This window comes from Marinomonas fungiae (assembly GCF_001418205.1).
GTDB lineage: Bacteria > Pseudomonadota > Gammaproteobacteria > Pseudomonadales > Marinomonadaceae > Marinomonas > Marinomonas fungiae.
The window spans coordinates 84373-108749 of sequence record NZ_LIQF01000003.1 but is presented as its reverse complement, the minus strand read 5'-3'; the positions used below and the strand labels follow the sequence as shown (position 1 = coordinate 108749).

General features: G+C 45.5%; 26 protein-coding genes. 12 read left to right on the top strand and 14 right to left on the bottom strand.

All coding sequences use genetic code 11. The annotated features are described in order from the left end of the window. Positions 1-3: 3 nt before the first annotated feature. From ASC49_RS05480 to ASC49_RS05455, 6 genes are all read right to left on the bottom strand, one after another. A complete protein-coding gene (locus ASC49_RS05480) occupies positions 4-240 on the bottom strand; it encodes a BolA family protein (RefSeq protein WP_055462224.1) in 237 nt (78 codons plus the stop codon). Between the two features lie 110 nt (positions 241-350). Further along, the gene (locus ASC49_RS05475) at positions 351-623 is read right to left on the bottom strand and encodes a hypothetical protein (protein WP_055462223.1); all 273 of its coding nucleotides are present in this window, start codon (positions 621-623) and stop codon (positions 351-353) included. A gap of 1 nt (position 624) precedes the next feature. Continuing rightward, the gene (locus tag ASC49_RS05470) at positions 625-1251 is read right to left on the bottom strand and encodes an MlaC/ttg2D family ABC transporter substrate-binding protein (RefSeq protein WP_245624645.1); all 627 of its coding nucleotides are present in this window, start codon (positions 1249-1251) and stop codon (positions 625-627) included. Then, the gene (mlaD, locus tag ASC49_RS05465; RefSeq protein WP_055462222.1) at positions 1248-1709 is read right to left on the bottom strand and encodes an outer membrane lipid asymmetry maintenance protein MlaD; all 462 of its coding nucleotides are present in this window, start codon (positions 1707-1709) and stop codon (positions 1248-1250) included. Before mlaD ends, ASC49_RS05470 begins: the two co-directional genes overlap by 4 nt. Before the next feature lie 2 nt (positions 1710-1711). Further along, on the bottom strand, positions 1712-2494 hold the full coding sequence (gene mlaE / locus ASC49_RS05460) for a lipid asymmetry maintenance ABC transporter permease subunit MlaE (RefSeq protein WP_055462221.1): 783 nt from the start codon (positions 2492-2494) through the stop codon (positions 1712-1714). Further along, positions 2494-3291, bottom strand: coding sequence for an ATP-binding cassette domain-containing protein (locus ASC49_RS05455; RefSeq protein WP_055462220.1), 798 nt, complete (start codon positions 3289-3291; stop codon positions 2494-2496). Before ASC49_RS05455 ends, mlaE begins: the two co-directional genes overlap by 1 nt. A gap of 166 nt (positions 3292-3457) precedes the next feature. On the opposite strand from ASC49_RS05455, the gene ASC49_RS05450 reads away from it, so the two are divergent. From ASC49_RS05450 to yjgA, 9 genes are all read left to right on the top strand, one after another. Further along, complete coding sequence (locus tag ASC49_RS05450; protein ID WP_055462219.1) at positions 3458-4414, top strand: calcium/sodium antiporter; 957 nt, start codon at positions 3458-3460, stop codon at positions 4412-4414. Positions 4415-4417: 3 nt separating this feature from the next. Then, positions 4418-4999, top strand: a complete 582-nt coding sequence (lptC, locus tag ASC49_RS05445; protein WP_055462218.1) for an LPS export ABC transporter periplasmic protein LptC — start codon at positions 4418-4420, stop codon at positions 4997-4999. After that, entirely contained in the window at positions 4980-5495 is a 516-nt protein-coding gene (gene lptA, locus ASC49_RS05440) for a lipopolysaccharide transport periplasmic protein LptA (protein WP_072242052.1), read from the top strand. Before lptC ends, lptA begins: the two co-directional genes overlap by 20 nt. Before the next feature lie 5 nt (positions 5496-5500). Next, positions 5501-6226 carry an LPS export ABC transporter ATP-binding protein gene (lptB, locus tag ASC49_RS05435; RefSeq protein ID WP_055462217.1) on the top strand — a complete coding sequence of 242 codons (726 nt, stop codon included), beginning with the start codon at positions 5501-5503 and terminating at the stop codon, positions 6224-6226. Positions 6227-6302: 76 nt separating this feature from the next. Further along, entirely contained in the window at positions 6303-7790 is a 1488-nt protein-coding gene (locus ASC49_RS05430) for an RNA polymerase factor sigma-54 (protein WP_055462216.1), read from the top strand. Between the two features lie 11 nt (positions 7791-7801). Beyond that, positions 7802-8251, top strand: coding sequence for a PTS IIA-like nitrogen regulatory protein PtsN (gene ptsN / locus ASC49_RS05425; RefSeq protein WP_055462215.1), 450 nt, complete (start codon positions 7802-7804; stop codon positions 8249-8251). Positions 8252-8261: 10 nt separating this feature from the next. Beyond that, positions 8262-8531 carry an HPr family phosphocarrier protein gene (locus ASC49_RS05420; RefSeq protein WP_055462214.1) on the top strand — a complete coding sequence of 90 codons (270 nt, stop codon included), beginning with the start codon at positions 8262-8264 and terminating at the stop codon, positions 8529-8531. Between the two features lie 4 nt (positions 8532-8535). Next, the gene (gene mgtE, locus ASC49_RS05415; RefSeq protein ID WP_245624644.1) at positions 8536-9888 is read left to right on the top strand and encodes a magnesium transporter; all 1353 of its coding nucleotides are present in this window, start codon (positions 8536-8538) and stop codon (positions 9886-9888) included. A 13-nt stretch (positions 9889-9901) separates the two neighbouring features. After that, complete coding sequence (gene yjgA, locus ASC49_RS05410; RefSeq protein ID WP_055462212.1) at positions 9902-10432, top strand: ribosome biogenesis factor YjgA; 531 nt, start codon at positions 9902-9904, stop codon at positions 10430-10432. 3 nt (positions 10433-10435) lie between these two features. Here the strand turns inward: yjgA and ASC49_RS05405 are convergent, their stop codons facing one another. The 7 genes from ASC49_RS05405 to ASC49_RS05375 are packed head-to-tail and all read right to left on the bottom strand — an operon-like array spanning position 10436 to position 19553. Beyond that, positions 10436-11275, bottom strand: coding sequence for a carbon-nitrogen hydrolase family protein (locus ASC49_RS05405; protein ID WP_055462211.1), 840 nt, complete (start codon positions 11273-11275; stop codon positions 10436-10438). A 6-nt stretch (positions 11276-11281) separates the two neighbouring features. Then, positions 11282-15118, bottom strand: a complete 3837-nt coding sequence (locus ASC49_RS05400) for a YhdP family protein (protein WP_055462210.1) — start codon at positions 15116-15118, stop codon at positions 11282-11284. 14 nt (positions 15119-15132) lie between these two features. Beyond that, complete coding sequence (gene rng / locus ASC49_RS05395; RefSeq protein ID WP_055462209.1) at positions 15133-16587, bottom strand: ribonuclease G; 1455 nt, start codon at positions 16585-16587, stop codon at positions 15133-15135. Then, positions 16580-17176 (bottom strand): Maf family protein, encoded by a 597-nt coding sequence (locus ASC49_RS05390; RefSeq protein WP_055462208.1) that lies wholly within the window; start codon positions 17174-17176, stop codon positions 16580-16582. Before ASC49_RS05390 ends, rng begins: the two co-directional genes overlap by 8 nt. Positions 17177-17185: 9 nt before the next feature. After that, entirely contained in the window at positions 17186-17659 is a 474-nt protein-coding gene (gene mreD, locus ASC49_RS05385) for a rod shape-determining protein MreD (RefSeq protein WP_055462207.1), read from the bottom strand. Then, positions 17656-18492 (bottom strand): rod shape-determining protein MreC, encoded by an 837-nt coding sequence (gene mreC, locus ASC49_RS05380; RefSeq protein WP_072242051.1) that lies wholly within the window; start codon positions 18490-18492, stop codon positions 17656-17658. The genes mreD and mreC overlap by 4 nt, the downstream gene beginning before the upstream one ends. Before the next feature lie 17 nt (positions 18493-18509). Beyond that, positions 18510-19553 (bottom strand): rod shape-determining protein, encoded by a 1044-nt coding sequence (locus ASC49_RS05375; protein WP_055462206.1) that lies wholly within the window; start codon positions 19551-19553, stop codon positions 18510-18512. Positions 19554-19791: 238 nt separating this feature from the next. Here ASC49_RS05375 and gatC point away from each other — a divergent pair, with 238 nt between their 5' ends. Genes gatC through gatB form a run of 3 tightly spaced genes read left to right on the top strand, consistent with a single transcriptional unit; the run spans position 19792 to position 23000 of the window. Then, a complete protein-coding gene (gene gatC, locus ASC49_RS05370; RefSeq protein ID WP_055462205.1) occupies positions 19792-20079 on the top strand; it encodes an Asp-tRNA(Asn)/Glu-tRNA(Gln) amidotransferase subunit GatC in 288 nt (95 codons plus the stop codon). A gap of 12 nt (positions 20080-20091) precedes the next feature. Next, positions 20092-21552 carry an Asp-tRNA(Asn)/Glu-tRNA(Gln) amidotransferase subunit GatA gene (gatA, locus tag ASC49_RS05365; protein ID WP_055462204.1) on the top strand — a complete coding sequence of 487 codons (1461 nt, stop codon included), beginning with the start codon at positions 20092-20094 and terminating at the stop codon, positions 21550-21552. A gap of 2 nt (positions 21553-21554) precedes the next feature. Then, on the top strand, positions 21555-23000 hold the full coding sequence (gatB, locus tag ASC49_RS05360) for an Asp-tRNA(Asn)/Glu-tRNA(Gln) amidotransferase subunit GatB (protein WP_055462203.1): 1446 nt from the start codon (positions 21555-21557) through the stop codon (positions 22998-23000). Positions 23001-23086: 86 nt separating this feature from the next. Here the strand turns inward: gatB and ASC49_RS05355 are convergent, their stop codons facing one another. After that, a complete protein-coding gene (locus ASC49_RS05355; RefSeq protein ID WP_055462202.1) occupies positions 23087-24331 on the bottom strand; it encodes a response regulator in 1245 nt (414 codons plus the stop codon). Positions 24332-24377: the final 46 nt, after the last annotated feature.

The window sequence follows — 24377 nt, the reverse complement described above, 5'->3', positions numbered from 1 at the left end:
GATTTAAAGACTTTCGAATTGTGCTGGCGTGTAAGTTTTCATCGTGACCGCATGAATGGCACCTGATGAAATTGCCTCTTGTAAATGAGAGTAAACAAGCTGCTGTCTTTTAACGGTATTAAGGCCTTCAAATGCCTCTGCTACGACGATCACTTGGAAATTACAACCCTCGCCTTGCGCGGTGACTTGGCTGCCTTCAATTTTTGATTCTAATAAAGCTTTCACTTCGGAGGCGTTCACAAAAACTCCAATATTTATTCAATGTTCTATGGCAGGTATTGTACCTTACCCTTCAAGCTTTTTGTCAGCTTTATAACGCAAAAACAGGAGTTTCCTCCTGTTTACGATTCCTATGCAAACTGAAAGACGCATTCAACGCCATACAGCTTTAACATTTCCCTAAACTCTTCTCGACAGCCTTTAAGCGTCAAAACATCGCTATAGCGTCGAATTTCAATCATCAGCGCAATAACAGGCGCATTAATTGTTTTTAATTCAGATAGGTCTAAAGAGTTAATGACAGGCACTCTTTCGCCCGCCAATTTTTTCTTAATCTTTAGTAAGCTATCTGCATCATAATGCCCCGTCAGACGCCACCCCTGATCTGAGGAGTGAAGTTCCATACTATTCCTCCGAGGATGCTAGCGATTTCTGCCACGCAGCAATCGCCTGATCAATATCATTGCCGTTCTGCTGCATCATAACGCCGAACTGCTTACGAAAGGTCAAGCCAAAGTTAATGTTATTGATTACTACGTTGCTCAACATCCATTGCTCGCTGGCATTTGGCTCCATGTAAAAAGCAATATCTACAGGTGCACCATCAGTCATTTGAAACTTAGCATCCACACGCACTTCCCGGCCAGGTTTCTGACGAGCCAATGGCATCACTGTTAAACGACTTGGATCAAAGTCGATGACTGCTGCACTGTAGGTTTTTAACAAGGTACCTTCGGTAACACTAACAAATGCGGATACCTGCTCTGCAGTGGCTTCGCGGTAGTATTTACCCATTACCTTCTTAGCTAAATCATCAAAATCCACTACAGGTGCAATGATCTCTCGCATCGCATCCTGAAGCTTTTTAGTGTCTTTACTTAACACTTCACGCTGATCGACGATTTTCGTTTTAAAATCATCCACAACTCGTAACACTTCGTCACGAGCACCTTCAGGGTTTACTGCTGCAAACGCTGAGTTTGTGAACAATATAAACGCCGCCGCCAAACCCACAATTAATTTACGCATCATTCACCACCTCCTGCATTCATTAAAAACTGCCCAATGAGATTTTCAAGCACCAAAGCAGACTGTGTATCAGTGATTTGATCACCATCTTTTAATACTTCTTCTTCAGCACCAATCGAAATACCTAGGTATTTCTCACCAATCAAGCCACTGGTCAAGATCGCTACCGAACTGTCTGTTGGAATATTATTAACCTCAGGGTAAATCGACATGGTTACTTTAGCCATGTAGTACTTAGTGTCGTACTCAATACTCTCAACCTGCCCAACAGTAACACCCGCAATAGTCACCTTAGAACGATCCGTAAGACCACCAATATCATCGAAATAGGCTTCTACACGATAACCTTCAGCTTGCTTATTAAACGCAAGGCCACTTACTTGTAGCGCCAAATAAATAAAGGCCAATACTCCTAAAAGCATAAACAGGCCAACCAATACGCCAGCTTTATTATCCTTCATCGTTAAAAATCTCCAAACATAGCTGCAGTCAGCAGAAAATCTAAACCTAAAATTGCCAACGACCCCATTACCACTGTACGAGTTGTGGCTCGGCCAATGCCTTCGGACGTAGGCTGACACACGTAGCCTTGGTAAACAGCAATCCAGACCACTGCTATGGCAAACACAAATGATTTAATGACGCCATTCATGACATCCGTATCAAAGTAAACCGATTGTTGCATGCTGCTCCAAAATGAGCCCTCATATACACCCAACCACTGCACCGATACCATCATACCCGCCCATATGCCGACCGCAGAAAAGATCAAGGCCAAGATTGGCATACAGGTAATACCGGCTAATAAACGAGGTGCGATGACACGACGCAAGGGATCAATCCCCATCATTTCATAACTTGACAGCTGTTCAGTTGCTTTCATTAAGCCAATTTCAGCCGTAAGCGCCGAACCAGCTCGCCCAGCAAATAATAACCCAGTCACAACTGGCCCCAACTCACGCAGCAAGGTCAGTGCTAATAATTGCCCTACTGCCGCCTCCGACCCATAACGAGTTAGGATAGTGTACCCTTGAAGTGCCAAAACCATACCGATGAAAGCACCAGACACAACAATAATAACAAGTGACAGCACACCAACCGAATACACCTGTCTAATATAGAGACGTAAAGCTTCACTGAAACGCACAGGCAGACGAAACAAGGTCTGAAATAAAAAAATCCCAGCTTGACCAAACGCATCAAAAAATCCGTAGACACTGTCAAAAAGGTACTTAAACACTGCCATTAATTACGCTCCAACAATTGTTCTCGGTAGTCCTTAGCAGGGTAATGAAAAGCCACAGGCCCATCCGCTAAACCATTAAGAAACTGAACGACACGCTCATCGGTTGAACTGCGCACTTCATCAGGTGTGCCTGACAAAATTACACTTCCACCAGACAAAAGGCACACATGATCAGCGATACTTAAGGACTCCTCTACATCGTGAGACACCAAAACACTGGTCATGTTCGCTGCACTGTTGAGGCGCTGGATTAACTCTACCAGCACCCCCTTTGAAATAGGATCCTGACCAGCAAATGGCTCATCATACATAACAAGATCTGGATCTAAAGCAATTGCGCGGGCCAAGGCGGCACGCCTAGCCATACCGCCAGACAACTCGGAAGGCATTAAATCAGCCGCACCGCGAAGCCCTACGCTTTGTAGCTTCATCAATACGATATCGCGGATCATCTCTTTATCGAAAGAAGTGTATTCCTGTAAGGGTAAGGCAACGTTTTCAAAGACACTCATATCACTAAACAAGGCACCACTTTGAAACAGCATCCCCATTTTCCGACGCGCTTCAAACAATTCTTTACGTGAAGCAGCAGCTATGTCCACACCATCAACGGTTAAAGAGCCGGAATCTTGTACAACTTGGCCACCGATAAGGCGCAACAAAGTGGTTTTACCAACACCACTAGGGCCCATAACGGCGGTAATTTTACCTTTTGGAATCTGCAAGGTGATATCATCATATATCGCGCGCTTACCGCGATAAAAAGACAAGTTTTTAACGTCAATATAGACTTCCATAGACGACTCCCTGCTAAAAAAACGGACGGATACTAGCACCGCGAAAACCTAAAAGATACGCCATCTATTTGGACTTGCCTGCATGCAAGTCTTGAAATCCTTGAATAAACCACATTAAATGGGGCGTTTTACAATACTCTCTCATATTTCTTCAGGTGAACTTTAGATGCTCATGTTCTCAGCAGCGTTAATCGCTGGTTTAATTTTACTCGTACTAAGCTCCGACAAATTCATCGAACACGCTGCATTGGTAGCTGAAAAGCTAAATGTTAGCCCTATCGTTATTGGCATCACATTGGTCGCACTCGGCACCTCTGCTCCTGAAATGGTCGTCTCTGCCATCGCAGCTCTCGATAACGCCCCTGGCATCGCCATCGGCAACGTTATCGGCTCTAACATTGCAAACATTGGTCTAGTTTTTGGTACCACGTTACTACTCGCAGCTGTACCGATAAATGGCGGACTCGTAAAAAAAGAAATCCCTTTAGTGCTTGCTGTGACAGTTCTAGCAGGCGCACTAATGATCGATCAAAACCTAAGCGTTATGGATGGCGTTATCCTTATCGTGGTGTTTGTGGTAGTGCTTTACATTCTGTTAAAGAATTCTAGTAATTTAGAAGATGAGCTAACCGAAGACTTGCCTGAAGACGACGGTGGCAGCGTTGCTCGATCACTTCTTATCTCAATATTGGGTTTGGTAGTGTTGATTGGTAGCTCCAAGCTATTGGTTTGGGGAGCAGTCGGCATCGCCTCTGCGCTGGGTGTATCCGATCTAATTATTGGTTTAACCATTGTTGCCATCGGCACCAGCCTACCAGAGCTTGCGGCCTCCATCACCAGCGTCCGTAAAGGCCACCATGACATCGCCATTGGTAACGTATTAGGCTCAAATATTTTTAACCTAGCCACTGTTTTGCCATTACCAGCGCTACTGTCGCCTGGCTTGATTGATGCGACCATCATACATAGAGATTATTGGTGGATGCTAGGCTTCACACTGCTGTTTGCCTTGGCTGTCATTATTTATTCAAGACATCGTAGTTTCAGCATTCCACGCTGGTTTGCGTTACCATTGCTGGGGGGCTATGCGAGCTATCTATATTTACTGACTGTCAATGGATAAACCATGCTAGAAAGCGTTAAAAAAATTGCTCAACATAAAGGGCTTGCAGGAATTGCCGCAGTCGCTATTGTCGCAGCTGTTGTTTTCTTGCTCGGCAATCGCCCGACTCTTTATATTCTGGAAGAACAGAAGCTTTCTGAAGCACCTGACTTCTTCTTGGAAGGTGTGCAAGTGAAATCATTCAATGTAGCTGGCGAACTGCAAGAAACTATTCATGCTGACGCAGCCAACCACTACATCCAGCAGCATACAAAACTCACCAACCCTGTGATCACTCGCAGCACTGGCAACATTAGCTCTGTTGCCAGTGCTGACAAAGGCCTAATTGACGATACATCAGACAGCTTTACGCTGAGTGACAACGCTATCATCACGCGCTACCAAGGCCAACAAGAAAGCGCGCGAGTAGAAGCGTTAACGATCACCTACAATGATGAAAATCAGAGCATCCATGGACAATCACAGGGCAAACTCATCACCCAACAAGGCATCACCGAATCCGATAGCATCCGCTTCAACCTTGTCGACAATACCGCTACCCTTGAAGGAGGTGTGAAAGGACATTATGACGTTTCAAAACACTAAACTCACTTTAGCCGCTTTGGCCTTTTCTGTAGTCTGCGGCACGTCATTTGCCCTACCAAATGACCACCAGCAACCGATTAGTATTGAAGCAGATAAAGCCTTCTTTGATCAAAAGCAAGGCACTGCCAGTTACAGTGGCAATGTATTGGTTAAACAAGGCTCAATTGTTATAGAAGCTCAACAGCTTTCTATTCAAACCAATCCGGAAACTGGCGAATTCAAGGCTTTAAACGCGAAGGGAGCTCCCTCAAAATTCTCCCAGCAAATGGATGAATCGGGAAAGACCATGCACGCCAACGGTGACTCTTTAGACTATAACGTCACAACCGGAGAATTAGAAATCCACTCCAACGGCTACCTTCAACGTGGTGAAGATGAAATCTCAGCGGATTACATCCATTACTTACTCAATAAAGGTACTTTCAAAGCAGAAAACCGCGGTACTGGTCGAGTCAACATGACCCTACAACCTAGCCTTACAGATCAGATAGAATAATTGTCATGGCCATTCTTGAAGCAAAAAATTTAGCCAAAAGCTACAAAAAACGACAAGTCGTAAAAGACGTTTCTTTATCCGTTAGTTCAGGGGAAGCCGTTGGATTACTTGGTCCTAACGGAGCAGGGAAAACCACCTGTTTCTATATGATCGTAGGCATGGTTGCGAACGATTTTGGCGGCATTTTTATTGACGGGGAAGACGTCACCAAAGACGCCATGCACAGCCGAGCACAAAAAGGAATTGGCTATCTACCGCAGGAAGCGTCCATTTTTCGAAAAATGTCAGTTGAGGACAACATCCTTGCTATATTAGAAACACGCAAAGACCTTAACAAAGCTGAACGCCTAGAAAAAATGGAAAGCTTGCTAGAGGAGTTTCACGTTACACATATCCGCAAAAATTTAGGCATGGCCCTATCCGGCGGCGAAAGACGACGGGTTGAAATTGCCAGGGCCTTAGCGATGAACCCCAAATTTGTATTACTCGACGAACCTTTCGCGGGAGTTGACCCCATTTCGGTTGGAGACATCAAAGAAATCATTCAACATCTACAGAAAAGTGGCATTGGCGTGTTAATTACAGACCATAACGTACGTGAAACTTTAGACATTTGCGACAAGGCCTACATTGTCGGTAATGGACATATTATCGCTTCCGGCGATGCCGAATCCGTTATCAACAATGAGCAGGTTAAAAAAATCTACCTAGGCGACAACTTCAAACTGTAAGCCCCTTATTTTTCGAATGAAAAGGGAGTACTATGCATAAGTCATTCCAAATAAACGAAAATATAAGAGTTGCGTTATGAAGCAGTCCCTGCAACTTAAAATCGGTCAACAGTTAACCATGACTCCACAATTGCAGCAGGCAATCAAGTTGCTGCAATTGTCTACGCTCGACCTACAACAAGAAATACATGAGTTTCTTGAATCAAATCCTTTACTTGAGTTTGATGAGGAAGAGAACTATAGCGTGGAAAGTGAATCACGTTCAGCCGAAGTGAATAACGCCAACGATTCAGCTAATTCCGAGACAAATGAGAGCAGCACCGATCAACCACAAGTGGAGTCGGAATGGACTGAAAGCATCCCAAACGAGCTATCAATTGATAGCAATTGGGATGATACCTATCAAAACTCTGCCGCCGCAGCGGATACGCCAATTTTCGAAGGCGAGCAAGATTTTGACAGCCGTAACGCTCTCTCAGAAGGCATACAAGATCATCTGATTTGGCAACTCAATCTGACCCATATGTCCGATCGCGACATTGAGATTGCGTACGCTATTATTGATAGCGTACAAACCGATGGTTATTTATCACTTAGCTTAGAAGATATCTTTAGCTCCCTTGCTGGGGAGCTTGAAGATCTCGAGCTGGATGAAGTTGAAGCGGTACAACATCGCTTACAACGCTTTGATCCGGTTGGCGTCTGCTCTCAAGACTTACGCGAATGCCTATTGGTCCAGTTGGAAGCTTTTAAAGATCATCCTCTGTACCGAGTTACTTACAATATCGTTGACCAACATTTAAGCCTACTGGGCAACCGCGACTACGCGCAGCTTAGCCGCAAGACCAAGCTTAAAGAAGATGCCTTAAAAGACGTTATCACCCTTATTCAGCAGCTTAACCCTCGCCCCGGCTCTGTGATTGATACCACAGAGACCGATTATGTCATTCCTGATGTGACGGTTAAGAAACACAATGGTTTCTGGCAAGTTGAACTTAATAACGACGCCCTGCCCCCTATCAAAATCAATGAGACGTACTCTGCGATGGTGAATAGCAGCGCATCGAGTGAAGATATTTCCTACATCAAAAACTCACTGCAGGAAGCCAAATGGTTTCTTAAAAGCCTGCAAAGCCGCAATGAAACCCTACTAAAAGTAGCCAGCTGCATCGTCGCCAAACAGGTTGAGTTTTTTGAAGAAGGTGAAGAGGCCATGAAACCAATGGTACTTCACGATGTCGCAGAAGAAGTGGGCATGCATGAATCTACAATTTCTCGTGTCACCACGCAAAAATACATGCATACTCCCCGTGGCATTTACGAGCTCAAGTATTTCTTCTCAAGTCACGTTAATACTGCTTCTGGCGGCGAATGCTCATCCACGGCCATTCGTGCGATGATTAAAAAATTGGTGGCAGATGAACCACCGCAGAAACCGCTCAGCGATAATAAACTGGCCAACATTTTGGCCGATCAAGGAATCCAGGTAGCGCGACGAACCGTCGCGAAATACCGTGAAGCAATGAATATCCCGCCCTCAAACGAGCGGAAACGACTTATCTAAAGGCTATTGAAATGTCTGTTAAAAATTTAGTCAAACCTGAACTGGTGTTTGCTAAGCAGCAAATTTCCAGCAAAAAGCGACTGTTAGAACAATTAGCTGAGTCTGTTGGCGATCGCTTGCACTGCAACGCTGATGAAGTTTACGACGCACTTCTGGGGCGTGAAAAACTAGGCAGTACAGGTATCGGTAATGGCATTGCTATTCCCCACTGTCGACTAGATCAAGCAAACCGTGCCACGATCGTTTTAATGTCTTTAGAGACCCCAATTGACTTTGACTCTATTGACCGTCGACCAGTTGATTTGATTTTTGCTCTATTAGTGCCATCCAATCAATGTGATGAGCATTTAGCAACCTTGGCACAAATTGCCGAATTAGCGCAATCTGAAGATAAACTGAATATTTTACGACAAGCACAAAGCAACAGTGATTTGTACTCAGCGTTCGACTCTTTGATTTAAGGATAAACACATGTTGGAGCAATCCATAGAGATCATTAACAAATTAGGTCTTCATGCTCGAGCAGCAGGCAAGCTTGTTGAAACGACCACTCGCTTCACATCTGACATTACCATTGAAAAGGAAGGCCGTAACGTCGACGGAAAAAGCATCATGGCAATGATGATGCTGGCCGCAGCAAAAGGCACAACGATCAACATCAAGGTTAATGGTGAAGACGAACAAGCAGCCATGGAAGCCATCGTTGCGTTAATAAATGACCGTTTTGGAGAAGGCGAATAGCCCCGTGAGCGATCAGACGACATTAGAACACTTACAAACCGTTGCCGACTCCCTTGAGTCTGGAGCAACGATGCAAATTCGATATTTGCTTAATGGTGCTCTACCTGCGCAGGATGTTGCACGTCTTCTAGAATCCTCTCCACCTAAAGAACGTAAATTGTTGTGGGAACTAATCGACCACGACAAGCAAGGTGACGTTCTGCAATACGTCTCGGAAGAGATCAGTATCCAGTTCATGAAAAGCATGGATACTGAGCGCCTTTTGGCCATTTCTGAAAGCTTCGATGACGACGACCTCGCAGACATCCTACAGCAACTGCCCGAAACCTTAGTAAAAGAAGTTTTGGCTTCCATGACCGCACAGAATCGTATGCGCATGGAATCCTTAATGAGCTACCCAGAAGATTCGGCTGGGGGCTTGATGAACACGGACACCATCACCATTCGTCCGAACATCACTATTGATATTGTGTTTCGCTTTCTACGTCGCCATACAGAGCTACCTGAGATGACCGACAGCCTGTTAGTCGTGAGCCGATCTGACCGTTTTCTTGGCATATTGCCTCTACGAAAATTACTGGTTGCTGATACGGACACGACTGTTAGAGACATCATGGAAACAGACTGTGATGTGATCTACGCAGAGCAAACGGCTACGGAAGTAGCACAGCTGTTTGAAAAGATGGACCTTGTCTCAGCCCCCGTAATTGACCCGAACAGCAAAAGACTACTGGGACGTATTACCATCGATGACGTTGTTGACGTCATTCGTGATGAAGCCGAGCACTCGATGCTACAGATGGCTGGCTTGGACGACGATGAAGACACCTTTGCACCAGTGATGCAAACCACACGTCGCCGTGCAGTATGGCTGGGCATTAACCTTATCACAGCCTTTATTGCGTCTTATGTTATTGGATTATTTCAAGATACCTTAGACAAGGTAGTAGCACTTGCCATCCTTATGCCTATTGTCGCCAGCATGGGCGGCATCGCTGGCTCACAAGTCTTAACCTTGGTCATACGCGGTATTGCGCTCAACCAAATTGGCGCTTCAAACGCCCGTTGGCTTCTTAACCGTGAGATCATTGTTGGCCTCATTAATGGAGTTCTCTGGGCGACCGTGATTGCCCTGCTCACTGTAGTGTGGTTTGGTGATATGCAGATAGCCTATGTCATCGCTGGAGCCATCATTATAAATTTAATATTTGCCGCCCTAACTGGCACCCTATTACCGATTGCCTTAAAGAAATTAGGTATAGATCCCGCATTAGCTGGCAGTGTTATTTTAACCACCGTCACAGATGTGGTAGGCTTCCTATCTTTTCTCGGGTTAGCAACTCTCTTTTTACTATAGAAACGAATTTACCATGACAGATTTTGAACATTACGACGACAGCGAAGACGATTACAAAAGCAAAACCCAAGTAAAAAGAGAAATGGAAGCTCTGCAAGACTTAGGTGAAAAATTGACTCAGCTAAGCCCTAACCAGCGCAAGAAAGTTCCCATGTCTGATACGTTGCGCGCGGCACTTGAAGAAGCTGATCGCATTAAGCAATGGGGCGCAAAACGTCGTCATCTACAGTACATTGGTAAAGTAATGCGCACAGAAGACTCTGATGCCATTGCTGCACGACTTGAACTGTTTGACAGCACCTCCGCTGCCAACAATAAGCGCTTCCATCAGCTTGAAGCCACTCGCGATGCACTCATTGGCGAAAATAGTAAAATGATTCTAGATGAATACATTGAGCGTAATCCAGCCGTTGATATTCAGCAACTTCGCTCTTTGGTTCGCATGGCGACGAAAGAAGCTGAAACGGGAACAGCGACAACCAGCCGTAAGAAATTATTCAAGTACTTGCGTGAAGTACAGGACGCACAACTAGGTCTTCTATAACGCCTAGCTAACAATACGGCGATGCTCAGCACAGGGCATTGTCGTTTTAATTGCCTGACGATATTCAGTATCCACCTCAAAGTGCAACCACGCCACCTGCTCATCATCCAAACAAGCCAAACGCTCCCCCCAAGGCGAATAAGCGACCGTATTACCATAGGTTTGACGCGTCTCATTATGCCAACCGGCTTGATTAACCCCTGTTATGTAACACTGGTTTTCGATCGCTCTTGCTTGCAATAACGCATGCCAGTGCGCCGCACCAGTACGATGGGTAAACGCCGAAGGCACTGCTATCAAGTCAGCACCTTTTTCCATAAGCAGACGATAAAGCTCTGGAAAACGCAGGTCATAACAAATACTCAAGCCCAAAACAACACCATCAATGTCAAATACGGTTGCTTGAATCTCTCCGGGCTCAATAAAACGGGATTCCTTATATACCGCTGCCTTATCGGCCACCTGCACATCAAATAAATGAATCTTATCATAGCGAGCAACCTGCTCTCCTTGATCAGAAATCAAAATACTCGACTGTCTTACTCGTCCCCCTTCCACCTGTTCACCATTGGGACGGAAAGCCATAGGATGAGAGCCAATCAGGATATAGGTTTGATGTTGCTGGGCGAAAACAGAAAGCGCGCTCAAAATCTGCTCCGTCGCTTCACCTTCCGCAACAGCTCGCATTTGCTTGGCATCAAATAAAAAAACGTTCTCAGGCAAAACAATTAACCGTGGAGCATGTACGAGAGCGGCTGTCATCAAATCCAGCACCGTATTTAAATTGACCTGCCAATCAGCACCACTGGTGAGCTGAATAGAAACAACTGAAAGCTTAGACATAGGGCACTACCTTATCGGAGAATACGGAACTGGGGTGACTTTTGGGTTGCTAAATGAGCCCTCAATCTCGTACTGAATACTCGTTACCTTGGACAACTGATCACCAATCAGCTTATCAGTAATATAGAGCAAACCGGCAATCTGCGGTGTCGCCAGCAACAAACCTGCTACTGGCAAACTACTACTAATAGGGACCGTAGCCGTCAAACGCTCATTCAAGGTCTCATTGACGAGGTCAGCACTGCCTTGAAGTGTGATTTCAGCACTAGGCGATTCAATTCGCACAGGCTCAGCAGTCTTTAGTACGCCGTTTGTAATGAACAACGAGCTACTAAATCGATCAAACGGCGTACCCGACTCATATAAATCTGAAAAATCAAAGGTCAGACGCTTGGCTAACGCATCGACGTTAAAGATACCTAATAGCTTCAGAAACGGAGGTAACTGATCCACTTGATTAAAGTTACCGTCCTGAACATTAAATTGTATGCGACCATTCAAGGTTTTTCGGTCAAACTTCAGCAAGGAATCCTTCCAACTCAAAGCAATATCCATTTGGTAACGGTTGGATGACAAAAACGGCGTCGAGGAGAATTTTTTGGTTAACTCACGAGCGTTCTCTCCTTGCCCCTTTACTGTTAGCTCAACGTTTGGCTGAGCTCCACCTTGCCAGAAAATTTGCCCCTTGAATTGCCCCTTAGGCAAACTAGTAGAAATATCATCGATGCGTAGACTGTTTCCTAAATTCACCACCTGCCCTTGCCAATCACCATAAGGGCGGTTATCAATATAGATCTGATCCACTCGCAGCGCTATGGATGGAATAATACTTGGCTCAATTCCTCCAACCTCTTCTTCTGATGCGGCTTGCTCGCTTGCCTGCCCCCCAGTACGCCAATTTAGGTAATGAATATGCAACTCTGGGCCAACATCGGTCTGACGTAACGCCGCATTTAACTCATCGGATGTCACCGACAACGGATGCCCGTCCTGGCCACGCGAATAGGTTAACTTAACGTTATTGAGTTGGTTGTTCTCATCTATAGGCAATTGATCAATTAAAATATCCGCGGCACGAACCCATGTAGGAAGTTCAGTAGCAATATTGGAAACCTGATCATTCTCTGTCGTCTTAGCGGCTGTCGAGGCACTAAAATCATTCACAATAGGCTGCCAAGCTTGCCAGTCGAAACGATCAAATTGGCCGTAAAAAGACATCCCTTTTTTTAAACTCACATCACTTGGTAGAGGCTTGAGAGCAGAAACATTGCCCCCCTGAAGCTCACCACCCTCAACCAGTAATTGGGTATAAATCAAATCTCTAGAAGACACATCAACCAGTACTTCACCCTTCAAAACCTTTACTTTTACATTTGTTTGCCGAGGCTGATCAGAACGCTTAGTGAATGGCGAGGGCAAAGCAAGGGAAACACCTTTCAGATCGCTTGAAAGATTAAAATCAATCTGATCCGGCAAAGTCCGACCAATCGCTAGATTTGCAGAATAAGTGCTTGCGCCTTGTAGACGAGTCAAGATCGCAGTAGGTGCTTGGCGCCACTTAGCAAGCTGAGTACTGTCAAAGCCGCCATTTAAAACACCATCCACAATTAGGCTGCCAGAAGAAGTACGCTCCGAGGTCAATACCAAATCCGTGCTACCACCTAACGTCTGCACTTTAAAACGAGTATTATGAATGCCTTGTTGACTATTGAAATGCAACGCCCCTTTTTCTATTGCGACAGGGAGCGCTATTTGCGCAAGATTAATGGAATTTCCTTCGAAGGCCAAATTCAAAGCCACATCGGGATCTTCTTTTTGCCCTTGAATCGGCACACTAACAGCAAAATCTCCCGAAACAGATCCCGTTGCTTGCCAATCAACAAAAGGCTCTAATACTGAATCTTTCAAAGGCGTCTTTGCCAGGGCTGCCAAAACTTTTCCTGCATCGTGCTGAACCTGCCCTTTAACGTCGATCCACCCCGCCCGATCTCCGTGTATCGGTACGGTGATCTGAATATTTTGGACTGGTAGACCCGAAAATACCGCACTTTTAACATCGACACTTACTTGCTGATCATCAACAAAAACTTTGCCGTCAACATTCTTCGGCGCAGGCCAATCATCGGCAAAAGCAACTTGATCAAGTTTGGCATCGATAGCCAAACGAAGATGTGGCACATCCCCCTTTTTCAAGCCAGTTCGCAACAACAGGTCCACTTTCTCCGCTACACCGTCCCCCAACGCGCTTTCCAACCATTGCGTTAGATCATTTGACAAAACATTTGGCGGAACAAAAGTCATTCGGTCCTGCTCAGGAACATTTTGTGCGTTGAGATCAATGGCCAACCAATCATCCCCAACCCCTGTATTTTCAAGAGGCTGCTCAAGATGGAATCCCCCTTGAATGGTGGCACCATTGCGTTCTAAAAAAAGGTCTCGGCCTGTCACGACAAAAGCATTGTCATGCAATTGCCAAGAGACTTCTCCCCTAGCCCGCTCTATCTCCCAACTGTCTTCGTAAACAGTCGGAAAAGCTAAAGTAGCCTGCTGATTCTTAAATTCAACACTGCCCTGAGAGTCGGTTAAGGAAAACAAGCCATAAACATGATTGACTGATGGAATACCATTATATCCATCCACTTGAGCATCAAGTAAGTTACTTAAATATTGATAGCGTAATTTGCCATCATCATGCCAAACACGTAGGGAAGCATTCTGAGCTTCACCACGAGGACTTAAACCAGTTAAAATTTTGGCTAGCAACCAATCCTCAGGTACAAAATTCAATGCGACACGGTTGGCAATTTCAGCATCCATTTTGTTGAAAATAACAAATGTACGGTTATCCTCACGTTCCCACTCCGCCTTAATGTCCACCCCTTCATAGAGTCGGCTATCATGATTAAATGCCAGATTAGTAACCGTTGCATTGATGCTATTTGAATTTGCTCTTAGTCGCCAATCCGACGTCATAAACAAGGGAGCTTGATCAACAAATTCCAGCTTCAAACGACTGCGTTCCGCCTGCACTGTCACACCCTTGTTTGGCTGGTAGGTTAGCCAGTAGTTTCCCGCAACACTGAGTCCCGCTAACTTTGCTAAAGCACCGGATTCCAACCAACCCAAAGATACGTTCATGTCAGGCACCACCACAGACGCCTGCACTTGCTGCTGCAAGAAGTTCGTCAGGTCCGTATTCATTTGCGCACGGACCTCAATCGGTCGCTCAACATCATTAACAAACACATCTGTGCGCAACAGGGTTTGTGAGGATTGTTTGAGTAAATAGGTTTCAGGGATGGCGATTGTTACATCAGAAAATCGAGGACTGTTGATATTGATTACTACATTCGAGAGCGTCATCTGCTGCTGTTCAGCCGCGTAATTTAACACTCGAGACATAGCGACATTCGTGCCGCCAGAAGCCTTTGTAGAGTCAGCCACGCCACGTAAAGCAATATTTCCGGCACCGTCTTCTTGCAGCAAAACACTGACACCGGAAACTGACACATTTTTGAACTGAGGAGTGAATGTTAATAATGTTCTGGGAATATCAAGCTCTAAACTCAAGTTATCTACTTGAATCGCACCCTCTTGATCAGCGGTGCTCACGCTAATATTTGCGACATTAAGCTCTGCGTTGACACCATTAAGCTCCCCTAGCAACTGACCTACCTGAACTTTCATGCCAGTAAGCTGTGTAAGGTTACGCTCTATTTGTGGCTGATAAGCATTAAGCCACGGCAGGCTGTACTTTGCGAGCAAGACAACGCCAGCCATAAGCACACTGGCCGTCACCACGATCCAAAAGGTGAAGATTGCCGTTGCCTTAAATACCCGCATGTACTATTCCTTTGTTATCGCAGTACTACATCATATTGATCTTGAGTGTAGACTGGATCCACTTGGAACCGAATGGTTTTGCTTATGAAAGCTTCCAATTCTGCTACAGCACTACTGTCTTCATCCAAAAAGCGCTCAACCACAGAGTTGCTCGCCAAGACCGTATAAGTGTGAGAGTTGTATGCCCGATCTGCACGCATAATTTCTCGCAATATCTCGTAGCAAACTGTTTCAGGTGTTTTCACAACACCACTACCACGACATGAGCGGCAGGGCTCACACAGAACCTGCCCCAAACTCTCGCGAGTACGCTTACGAGTCATTTCCACCAATCCTAGTTCTGAAACACCCGTAATTTTGGTTTTGGCATGATCGGTTTCAAGTATTTTTTCCAACATACGTAACACTTGACGTTTATGCTCTTCATCTTCCATATCAATAAAATCAATAATGATGATGCCACCAAGATTACGCAAACGCAGCTGACGCCCTATGGCCGTAGCCGCCTCCAGATTGGTTTTATAAATGGTTTCTTCTAGGTTTCGACTCCCTACAAACGCACCGGTATTGACGTCAATCGTTGTCATCGATTCGGTTTGTTCGATTAACAAGTAACCACCGGATTTAAGCTGTACCTTACGATCTAAAGCACGTTGTATTTCATCTTCAACACTGTAAAGGTCAAATATTGGGCGCTCACCGGGATAGTATTCGATGCGATCCATCAAGTCTGGAATAAAGTCTTCCGCAAAACCTCGCAATTTTGCATAGTTCTCACGGGAATCTATGCGAATTTTCTCGGTCGATATACTGACGAGATCACGCATTGTTCGCAAATGAAGCGGCAAGTCTTCATAGATAATAGCAGGGGCTTTAGTGCTGGTGATGCGCTTTTTAACCGATTGCCATAGGCGTGTTAAGAAATTGATATCAGCAAGAATCTCCTCTTCCCCAGCACGTTCTGCCGCTGTGCGCAGAATGTAGCCGCTGGTTTCATCCCGATCTTCTAGGGCCTTGGAAACAAGCGATTTCAAGCGCTCGCGCTCTTCCTCATTATCAATCCGCTGACTCACACCTACATGCGCCTGGTCCGGCATGTATACCAAGTAACGCGATGGAATTGATAAATGCGTGGTTAAACGAGCACCTTTGGTACTAATCGGGTCTTTCGTTACTTGTACTACCAAAGATTGCCCTTCACGCAAGTAATCACCAATCTGATCACTAGCATTTACCGAATCTCGGTCAGCGACTTCGGAGACATGAATAAACGCCGCACGCTCAAGCCCAATGTCAACAAAGGCTGCCTGCATACCGGGCAAGACACGCACCACTCTACCTTGATAGATATTACCTACGATCCCTTTGCGGGTAGATCGCTCAATGTAAACTTCTTGCAGCACTCCATTTTCAACCAGCGCAACGCGGATCTCCATGGGAGTGACATTAATTAATACATCTTCACTCACGAACTTTCTCCTTTAAAGGGCTCACACCAAATTCGCTTAATAACTGAGTCACTTCATAGACAGGAAGTCCGACAACAGCGGAAAAAGAGCCTGAAATATGCTTTACAAACATACCGCCAAGCCCTTGTATCGCATAGGCGCCCGCCTTATCAACCGGTTCACCCGTACGCCAGTATTGCTCAATTTCAAGATCAGAAATATCCCTAAACTCAACAGCTGAGACAACATTACAAGTCGCAACACGGTTTAATCCGCCATTGCATACACATAATGATGTCATTACCTGATGTGTTTGCCCCGATAAGGCGCGCAACATTTGTTTTGCGTGCTCTAAGCTATCAGGCTTCCCCAGTATATCTTTACCCAAAACGACGCTAGTATCCGATGCAATAATAATATCGCGATGCGACAAGCTTGGCTGGCTTGCAATGGCTTCAGCTTTCTCGCGAGCCATGCGCACCACATATTCTTCAGGCCTTTCCAAAGGATAAGGCGTCTCATCAATATCCGCAGGTATAACGGAAAACTCATTAACCAAGGTAGATAACAATTCTTTTCGTCTAGGCGATGCTGAAGCAAGAATAATCATGAAGGGCCTTTACTGAATCGAATACAACCGACGAATACTACGCAGCAATACAAATATCCACGGCCAAATCAGTGCCGAAATAATAGCAGGCATAAAGATCATCAAAGTTGGCTCTGCATCGCCGGTGTAATGGTCGATCCAAAAGCCAACCAACTGGTTGATTGAAATTAATAGAAAAATAAAAATACTTTGCTGCCAACGTCGATACATACGCAAACGCTTGTAAAGCGTCGCGCAGGTTGCTGTGACGATGACATAAGTTAAAGAATGTTGTCCAATAACGCCACCTTGCAATAGATCCACCAACAAACCCAATATCCAAGCAATACCAACCCCTACTTTTAGTGGCAATGCCAGTACCCAGTAAAGAATGACCAACAGCGTCCATTCAGGTTTGTACCAAATCAATGAGGTAGGAAAAACCAACCCTTCTAGCATCAAGGCAACAATAAAAGTTAAAAAAAACACGATGGAGGATTTCATTTACTACCTCCTTTAGCGCGTTCTATTAACATCACATGACGACTGCGCCCGAGCTGTGCCAATGGCACTACTTCAACATCAGCGTATGGTTTGCCTGACTCATGGGTGACTTTGCGCACAACACCCACGGGATAGCCCACTGGAAAACGGTTTGCTAAGCCACTGGTAGTCAAGATATCCCCTTTTTTGATGTCCGCCGTATGGGGCACGCTCATCAACTCCATACGCTTCATATCCCCTGTACCGCGCAATATGCTACGAAACCCCGTACGAGCTAATTGTACTGGCACAAAGTGACTGGCATCAGCGATCAGTAGAACACGACTGGTATATGCGGAGGTTTCAACGACTTGCCCCAAAACACCCGTAGCATCCAAAACTGGCTGTCCGACGTAAGCACCGCTAGAGAAACCTTTATCAATAAGGATTTTATGGCTGTAAGCATTTTGATCAAAGCCGATCACTTCGCCCATCACTACTTTTTCATCTACTCGCTGCGATGCATCTAATAATTCACGTAGACGAACGTTTTCAGCTTTCAATGACTCAAAAAGTTGTAACTGCCGACGAAGCATCAGCAGTTCTTGACTTAAGCTTTGATTTTGATAAACAAGATCCTCTCGACTATCAAGGTGCATTTCTGCCCAGCTAATCATTTTTTGAGGCGCACCAACAACTACTTGAATTGGCGTAACAAGCCAACTCAAGTAAGGGCGAATGGGGCTAAATACTTTGTACTGCAAATCCCCTACGATCATCGCAGCAGAAAGCAACACCAGCACAACAACACGTACACTGGAAACTTTGCCTGAAACGAAAACAGAACTGCTAATGGGATAAGCTCCTAGACTTAATCACTTTCCGGTGAAAATAATTCCGAGGCATGTTTATCCATCATTTCAAGCGCCATACCACCACCACGAGCAACACACGTCAGTGGGTCATCAGCAACAATCACTGGCAAACCGGTTTCTTCACTAATCAAACGATCAATTTCACGTAGCAAAGCACCACCACCAGTCAACACAAGACCTGATTCGGCGATATCTGCTGCTAATTCCGGTGGTGATTGTTCCAAAACACCTTTTACAGCTTGTACGATTTGCGCCAGAGGCTCTTGCAACGCATCAAGAATCTCACTGCTTTTCAAAGTGAATGATCGTGGCACTCCCTCGGCAAGGTTGCGACCACGAACGTCGATCTGAAGCTCTTCACCTGTATGATAAGCCATCCCGATTTCAGTTTTGATTCGTTCAGCTGTTGCATCACCAATCAAACTACCGTATTGACGACGTACATAGGTCGTAATGGCTTCATCAAAGCGATCACCACCGATACGGATTGATTCAGATGTAACAATACCGTTTAAAGAAATGATCGCAATTTCAGTGGTACCACCACCGATATCAATAACCATCGAGCCTGATGCCTCGGCAACAGGAAGCCCCGCACCGATTGCGGCAGCCATTGGCTCTTCAATAATAAATACTTCACGAGCACCCGCCCCTAGCGCAGATTCTTTAATGGCGCGACGCTCAACTTGAGTCGATTTACAAGGCACGCAAACCAAAACTCTAGGGCTCGGCTTTAACATGCTGTTCTCGTGTACTTTTGAAATAAAGTACTGCAACATTTTTTCAGTTACGTGGAAGTCAGCGATCACGCCATCCTTCATTGGGCGAATCGCAGTAATGTTTCCAGGCGTACGTCCTAACATGCGCTTTGCGTCTGCACCCACAGACGCCACTGTTTTCTGGTTACCATTGTGTCGAATTGCTACAACAGACGGCTCATCCAAAACGATTCCACGATCGCGCACGTAAATAAGGGTATTGGCTGTCCCCAAATCGATGGATAGGTCGCTTGAGAACATTCCCCTAATTTTTTTAAACATGAATTTCTACACCCTGAATAGATCCATTACGAATAGTCAGAAAATGTAACAACCAGCTGCCCATTGGGCAAGCCGAAACGTCATAATTTAGCGATTTCTTTACTCATATATCTTTGTTTATAGGAGTTTTTTCGCACCAAGAAGGAATATTCGATATTTTTTCAAGCTGCGCTTTCTACCATTTCCCAATGGCGCTACAATGTCCGCATTTTTGCAAACCGATAAAATTAGGTGAAACATGTCTCTAGAAAAGCAAGACGTGCTCAAGATCGCGCACCTTGCTCGTTTAGCGTTGGATGACAACGATGCCGAGCAATACCAGCACTCACTAACGAGTGTTCTTGATTTGGTTGAACAAATGCAATCTGTTGATACAAACGGTGTTGAGCCCCTGTCGCATCCGTTGGAAGCGAAACAGCGCCTACGTGACGACGTGGTGACAGAAGATAATCGCCGCGAAGCTTTCCTTGCTAACGCACCTCAAACCGAAGCGGGCCTTTTCTTGGTTCCCAAAGTTATCGATTAAGGGCTTAATGACATGGTTGATCAAAGTATTGCCTCGCTCGCAAAAAAACTGCGAGCAAAAGAGATTTCCAGCGTTGAACTAACGCAAGATTACCTAGCACGAATCAAACAGCTAGACGGCCAATTAAACAGTTTCATCACAGTGACTGACGAAGTAGCCCTCGCGCAAGCTGAAGCGGCCGACAAACTAATCGCAGCAGGCTCAACAAGTGCTCTGGCTGGTATTCCAATCGCCCATAAAGACTTGTTCTGTACCAATGGCATCCTAACCACTTGTGCCTCAAAAATGCTGTACAACTTTGTACCGCCATACGAGTCAACAGTGACTGGACGCATGCTAGCCTCTGGCGCAGTCACATTGGGTAAAACCAACATGGATGAATTCGCGATGGGTTCATCGAACGAAAACAGCCATTTCGGTGCGGTGAAAAACCCATGGAATCTAGACAAGGTACCAGGCGGCTCATCCGGCGGTTCTGCGGCTGCGGTAGCGGCAGGTCTTTGTGTGGCAGCCACCGGCACTGACACCGGCGGATCTATCCGTCAGCCAGCCTCTTTCTGCGGCATCTCTGGCCTTAAACCAACCTACGGCCGTGTTTCTCGTTTCGGTATGATTGCTTACGCATCAAGCCTTGACCAAGCGGGCCCAATGGCGCGCTCAGCAGAAGACTGTGCACACATCCTTCAGTCAATTGCTGGCTTCGACGCCAATGACTCAACTTGTTCAGACGTTGCAACGGAAGACTACACAGCCAACCTTGACTCTCCTCTTGATGGCCTAACTATTGGCCTACCAAAAGAGTACTTCGGTGACGGTCTAGACAATGGCGTTGCGACAGTCATTCAAGACGCCGTGAAAGAATTCGAAAAACTAGGTGCTAAGGTGAAAGAGATTTCTCTACCTAACCTTAACCTAAGCATTCCTTCTTACTATGTGATCGCGCCATCGGAAGCGTCTTCTAATCTATCTCGTTTCGATGGCGTACGTTACGGCTACCGTTGCGAAGAGCCAAAAGACCTAATGGATATGTACAAACGCTCCCGCGGCGAAGGCTTCGGTAAAGAAGTACAAAAACGCATCATGGTCGGCACTTACGCACTGTCCGAAGGTTACTACGACGCTTATTACTTAAAGGCACAGCGCATTCGTCGTCTGATCAAAGAAGACTTCGTTAAAGCCTTTGAGGAAGTCGATGTAATCATGGGCCCAGTGGCACCAACCACAGCATTTGGCATCGGCGCAAAAACTGATGACCCAATTGCCATGTACCTAGAAGACATTTACACCCTGTCGATTAACCTTGCAGGTATCCCAGCCATGTCTATTCCAGCAGGTTTTGCGGACGGCATGCCTGTAGGCCTACAAATCATGGGTAACTACTTCACGGAAGCTAAGCTATTGAACGTTGCTCACAAGTTCCAACAAGCAACCGATTGGCACACAAAAACCCCTAGCTTGGCAGAAGGAGCATAATCATGAATTGGGAAGTTGTAATTGGCTTAGAGATTCACGCTCAGCTGTCGACTAAATCAAAATTGTTCTCTGGCGCGGCAACTAGCTTTGGTGCTGAACCAAACACCAACACAACCTTAGTTGATCTTGGTATGCCTGGCGCACTACCAGTATTCAACAAAGAAGCTCTACGAATGGCAGTTATGTTCGGCAAAGCGGTTAACGCCGAGATCGGCATGACGTCTGTTTTTGCACGTAAAAACTACTTCTACCCTGACCTACCAAAAGGCTATCAAACCAGCCAGATGGATCACCCAATTGTGGGCAAAGGTCACCTAGACATCACACTTGAAGACGGCACCGTAAAACGTGTTGGCATTACCCGTGCTCACCTTGAGGAAGATGCAGGCAAGTCATTGCATGAAGACTTCCACGGTATGACAGGGATCGATCTTAACCGCTCAAGTACACCACTGCTTGAAATCGTTTCTGAGCCAGACATGCGCTCAGCAAAAGAAGCGGTGGCTTACGTGAAGATGATCCACTCGATTGTAACTTACTTGGGCATTTGTGACGGCAACATGGCCGAAGGCTCAATGCGTTGCGACATCAACATTTCTTTGCGACCAAAAGGCCAGCAAGAGTTTGGTACTCGTACCGAGATCAAGAACGTCAACTCGTTCCGCTTTATCGAGCGTGCGATTTATACAGAAATCGAGCGCCAAGCTGACATCCTTGAAGATGGCGGTAAAATCGTACAAGAAACACGCTTATACGATCCAGATAAAGATGAAACACGCAGTATGCGTAGCAAAGAAGATGCAAACGATTACCGCTACTTCCCTTGCCCAGACTTGCTACCGATCGAGTTAACTCAAGCATACGTTGACGAAATCGCCGCAAATCTACCTGAGCTTCCTGCGCAGAAGGCTGAGCGTTTCATGACAGAGTACAAGCTAAGCGAATACGACGCAGGTGTTATTTCTGCGACGCGCGCAATGGCGGATTACTTTGAAGAAGTGACAAAGGCAGCAGGCAACGCCAAATTGGCAGCTAACTGGGTGATGGGTGAGCTAAGCAAATACCTAAACACCGAAGGCAAAGAGATCACCGAATCTAACGTTTCTGCTGAACAGTTAGGTGGCCTATTGGTACGCATTGAAGACAACACCATTAACGGCAACACAGCGAAAAGTGTGCTTCAAGCCATGTGGGAAGGCCAAGGCTCCGCTGACGAGATCATCGAAGCGAAAGGCTTGAAACAGGTCACAGATACAGGCGCCATTGAAACCATGATTCAAGGCGTGCTGGAAGCCAACGCGGCACAAGTTGAGCAATTCCGCGCATCCGATGAAGACAAGCAGAAGAAGATGATCGGTTTCTTTATGGGACAAGTGATGAAAGCATCTCAAGGTAAGGCTAACCCTGGCGTGGTAACACCTATCCTGAATAAGCTACTAAAAGGCTAATTCATCTCTTGAGTTGAGCTCATGTAATAAAGCCCGCTTTTTTTAAAGCGGGCTTTTTAATGGACATTAAAAAAACAAGATAAGCATTAAGCCACTTCACTGTCATAAGGCTCGACACGATTACGACCAAACGCCTTAGCTTGATAGAGCTGAGCATCAGCAGCCCCCAAAGACTCATTCAAACTGGTCATGGGCTCAAAGCAAACGCCCACACTGCAAGTCATTGCCAAATTCTTTTCAGTAAATAATGTACAGCGCACTGTATACATGAAATTCGCAATATCTTTGCGCAAAGCCTCTTCTGAACGAGTGGAAATCACCACAAACTCTTCACCACCGTAACGCCCAAGCAAGTCATCAGCGAAGGTTTTTTTAAGAATGCCTGCAAACTGAGCTATTAACTGATCACCAATAAGATGCCCCAGTGAATCATTCACTTCTTTGAACTCATCTAAGTCAAACATACAGACACCAAAACCAGCAAACTTATGCTTCTCAATAAATAGCTTTTCACCCTGCTCAAACAAATAACGTCGATTATGAATACCAGTCAATACATCTACATAAACAGCTTTATGTATCGCCTCCATCATTTCCATGGATTCTAAGGCACTAAAGACACGCCAATAAAACTCTTCTTGATAGAAGGGTTTTGTTAAAAAATCATTTGCTCCACTCTTGATGAACTTGGCCGACATTACTGGATCTCCTTGAGCAGAAACCCCAATGATGGTCAAATTCTGGTACTGCGGCTGTTCGCGCAACTGTCTAACCAACTCAAAACCAGACATTTCAGGCATGTAATGATCACTAATGACCATCTTAATGTCTGGTTCTTTTTCAAGCACTCTTAACGCCTCAACGCCATTTTTGGCAACCACCACTTCGATAAGCGCTTTACGCAGCAAATTACACATGATGTTAGAGCACACTAAGCTATCTTCCACCACCAATACTTTGATAGATAAGTTCTTTCGAAGTCGCTCTAAAATTTTCACGACCTGTCGGTAGGAGTAGCTAGCATCTTTAGTAATATAATCCAGCACCCCTTGAGCGAGTAAGCTAGCTCGCAGGGGCTCATCAACACTACCCGTTAACACTACCGTCGGAATGCGATGTCGAAGCACCTCTTCCACCACTTCCCCATTTGGAGCATCAGGCAGATTAAGATCGACCACTGCAGCCAAAAAATCAACATTCTGCTTCATAACCTCATGTACTGAGGCAAAATCCTTACAAGATACGCAGCGAAAGAAAGGATTTGAACCAATTAGATTCTCGAGGATTTTTCTAACTACAGCAGTATCTTCAACCACCAATATGTTATACATTCTGCTACCCTTAAGATGACTCTTATAGAATGTATCAGTGATTTGG